The sequence below is a fragment of the Psychrobacter sp. AOP7-B1-24 genome (assembly GCF_052376215.1).
Lineage (GTDB): Bacteria > Pseudomonadota > Gammaproteobacteria > Pseudomonadales > Moraxellaceae > Psychrobacter.
The window spans coordinates 1-4,057 of the sequence record NZ_JBQSVL010000127.1 but is presented as its reverse complement, the minus strand read 5'-3'; the positions used below and the strand labels follow the sequence as shown (position 1 = coordinate 4,057).

The 4,057-nt window shown below is 38.1% G+C and carries 2 protein-coding genes; both read left to right on the top strand.

Annotated elements, in window-relative coordinates; all coding sequences use genetic code 11:
• Positions 1-622 precede the first annotated feature (622 nt).
• The gene (gene guaA, locus ACT3QP_RS14200; protein WP_444525955.1) at positions 623-2,218 is read left to right on the top strand and encodes a glutamine-hydrolyzing GMP synthase; all 1,596 of its coding nucleotides are present in this window, start codon (positions 623-625) and stop codon (positions 2,216-2,218) included.
• Positions 2,219-2,396: 178 nt separating this feature from the next.
• Positions 2,397-3,992 (top strand): hypothetical protein, encoded by a 1,596-nt coding sequence (locus tag ACT3QP_RS14195; RefSeq protein WP_444525954.1) that lies wholly within the window; start codon positions 2,397-2,399, stop codon positions 3,990-3,992.
• Positions 3,993-4,057: the final 65 nt, after the last annotated feature.

The window sequence follows — 4,057 nt, the reverse complement described above, 5'->3', positions numbered from 1 at the left end:
GACATCCCTACATCAAACGTCCCTAAATGCGGTGGTTTATGATGCTTTGATCGTGCTTTTACATAGTCTGGTAGGTATTCTTTTGAAAGTTTGCTTGTGTCCTTATCTGGTTTTTGACGATTTTGCTCGTTATTCGTATTGCTCATGTTATTGTCTCTTTATATTTGACGTTACTATTTACAGCTTATTCAGCTTTTCCAAGTCCAACAATCCTTCTTTCTAATGGTTGATATATATTGCAGCCTATCGCTGAATATTTGTGGGTACTGATTGATGCGTTAATATTCTCTAAAGGTGGATATCATCTTTATTACTACTATTCAAATTGTAAATAGCGCACTTATAAATATAGCACTTATAAATATAGCACCTATAAACATAGACTTATAAGCATAGTAACGGTAAATGAGTAGTTTTGTTTGATTAGTTACATATACTATCGTAATCAATAGATTTTAGTTTTCCTTAACATTGACCTTTCGGTGGGTTGTTTTTCCGCTTTTATTTTTCATGAATTTAAATATTTATGCATAACTGTTAATAATTGAGCATCTAATAGCCAACAGAGGGCGTAAACTTGTTAAAATAGGGCACCAATTTATCTATTGATGGACATCGATTTATGACCACAACTGTTGCCACTCCCACCATTAAAGAAGACCGCATCTTAATCCTCGATTTTGGCTCGCAATATAGCCAGCTGATCGCCCGCCGTGTGCGTGATTCTGGGGTGTTTTGTGAGATGTTCCCTTACGATATCGACGCTCAGCGCATCATCGATTTTGGTGCAAAAGGCGTCATCCTATCGGGCGGCCCTGAGAGCGTGCATGCTGAAAACAGTCCACGTATCAACGATGCTGTGTTTGATCTAGGTGTGCCAGTATTGGGTATCTGCTACGGTATGCAGGCAATGGCAGAACGTTTTGGCGGGCAGGTTCATGCCAGTGATATCCATGAGTTTGGCGCAGCGACGATCAATATTGATGGCACATCAAAACTCATCGATGGTATCGAAGACGCAGTTGGCACGCTCAATGTCTGGATGAGCCATGGTGATAAAGTGATTGAAGCACCTGCTGGTTTTGATATCGTCGCCAGCACACCAAGTTGCCCAATTGCGATTATGTCTAATGATGACAAACAATACTATGGTTTACAGTTCCATCCAGAAGTGACACATACCTTGCAAGGTCAGGCACTACTAGGTCGTTTCGTCCATCAAATCTGCGACTGTGCAGGCGACTGGACACCAGACAATATCGCTGATATGCGTATCGCCCAGTTAAAAGAGCAAATCGGTGACAAGCAAGTATTGCTTGGTCTATCAGGCGGTGTCGATAGCTCAGTGGTCGCAGCGTTATTGCATAAAGCAATCGGCGACCAGCTGACTTGTGTATTTGTAGACAACGGCTTGCTACGCTTGCACGAAGGCGACCAAGTGATGCAAATCTTTGCTGAAAACATGGGCGTAAAAGTGATTCGTGTTGATGCAGAAGATTTATTCTTAGACGCATTGGCTGGCGAGTCTGATCCAGAGAAGAAACGCAAAATCATCGGTAAGACCTTTATTGACGTATTCGCTGATAGCGCCCGTCAAGTGAGTGAGCAAAGCGATGGTAAAGTCGTTGAGTTCTTAGCACAGGGTACGATCTATCCTGACGTGATCGAATCTGCTAAGTCGCATCAAGGCAAGGCGCACGTGATCAAGAGTCACCATAACGTAGGCGGTTTGCCAGATGACTTGGCATTCAAATTGATTGAGCCATTACGTGATTTGTTTAAAGATGAAGTGCGTAAACTAGGTATCACGCTTGGCTTACCAGCCAAAATGATCTATCGTCATCCGTTCCCAGGTCCAGGTTTGGGCGTGCGTATTTTGGGTGAAGTGACCAAAGAATATGCAGATATTTTGCGTCAAGCGGATGCCATCTTTATGGAAGAGCTTGAGCGCTCAGGCTGGTATGCCAAAACGGCGCAAGCATTTGCGGTATTCCAACCAATTAAATCAGTCGGCGTGGTCGGTGATGGCCGCCGCTATGCGTGGGTAATCGCGCTGCGTGCGGTTGAGACCGTAGACTTTATGACGGCGCGCTTTGCGCATCTGCCGTATGATTTGATCGAGACGGTATCGAACCGTATCATGAATGAAATCGCTGAAGTATCGCGCGTGACTTATGATGTTTCGAGCAAGCCGCCTGCTACGATTGAGTGGGAATAACACTTAATAAAAGTTATTAAACTAAAAATCTGATTAGTTCAATATAGCAATAAAAAGGCACTCAACTTGGTTGGGTGCTTTTTTTTGTGGCAATAAAATTTAATAGTTATACTGTTTATATAAATAGCTTCTAATAGTGTACTATAGTTGGATTTTATTATTAATAAGGCAATGCTTTATGTCAATAAATTACGATAGAGGTTCCGAGTGGAGAAAGTGGGATCTACATGTACATACACCGTCTTCAATATGTCAAAATTATGGTGGAGATACAGATGAAGCTTGGGAAAGATATATAAGTGATTTAGAAAGTTTACCGCAAGAGTTTTCCGTATTGGGGATTAATGACTATTTATTTATAGACGGTTACGAAAGATTAAAGAAAGAAAAAGAAGAAAATAATAGGCTACAGAATATTGATTTATTGCTGCCCGTATTGGAGTTTAGGCTAAATAATCTAGCTGGAATTGGTTTTGGTAAACTAGATAGAATAAACCTACATGTTATATTTTCAGATGAAATACCAGTAAATATTATAAAAGATCAATTTTTAAACACACTTGTTCAAAGTTATATAATTAATGATGGTCGAAAATGGGATGGAGTTGTTACTAAAGGTAGCTTAGTAGAGTTAGGAGCTGAAATTAAATCAGGTATTCCTGCAGAGGAAATTAGCAAGTATGGATCTGATTTAGAAGAAGGTTTTAATAATTTGAACTTAAATCTAGAAAATATTATCCAATCCTTGAATAAAGAAAGGTTTAAAGGTAAGTATCTAATAGCCGTTGGGAAAACAGAATGGGATGCAATGAAATGGACTGGTGCATCAATAGCTACTAAGAAACATATCATTAATACAGCGGACATTGTTTTTACAGCATCCGAGAGTGTAGTTAAATTTAATAGTGCTAAAGAAAAGCTTGTTCAACAATGCGTAAATAGCCGACTTTTAGATTGTAGTGACGCACATGACTACTCAACAAACTTGTCTAACAAAGATAGAATTGGCAACTGTTTTACATGGATAAAAGCTGACCCCACTTTTGAAGGTCTTAAGCAAGTTATCTATGAGCCAAATGAAAGGATATGTATATCTGAAGAAAATCCATTTTTGTTATTTGATAAACCTTATTTTTCAGCTATTTCTATCGAAAATGACTTGAATGTATTTGACGGTGAAACAGATCTTAACTTTAGTAAGTGTGAAACTATTCCACTTAACCAGAATTTGGTTACAATAATTGGAGGTAGAGGTGAAGGTAAAAGCATGCTTGTTGAATACTTAGCAAGTAGTTTCGTTGATAATGAACAGTCGAAAAATGGAGTTTTTAACAAGAATGGTGAAGTCAAACTTTCATATAATAAAACGAATTCAGATTTAGAGGAAATTATTAGTTTTGACATTATAGAAAAAAAGCATCCATTAGAGTTTATTTATATCAGTCAAGGTATGCTTAAGAAGTATGCAGGTGAGAGTGAGGAGAAAAACAAGCTTGCTGAATCTATGAAGAAACTTGCTCGATTAAGTGAAGTGAGTTTTGATGATCACTTGGATCATGAAATAATAACAAAAACTAATAAGTATTCTGAATTAAAATCTATACTAGAGTATGAGAATGAAGAAGGAATTTCTACTAACTCAATAAGTTTTTTAAGTGAAAGAAAAGATAGAGTTCAAAGTTTTATTGATAATATTACTACTGAAGAGAATAAGAAGAAGCTCAAAGATTATGCTAGCGACTTAGAGTCTTTAAACAAAAGTAACTTAGATTAACACACCAAGTGCAACGCTAATTAATATTATAGAACGCCTGCATAGGCGTCTTAAACCCTAATCGT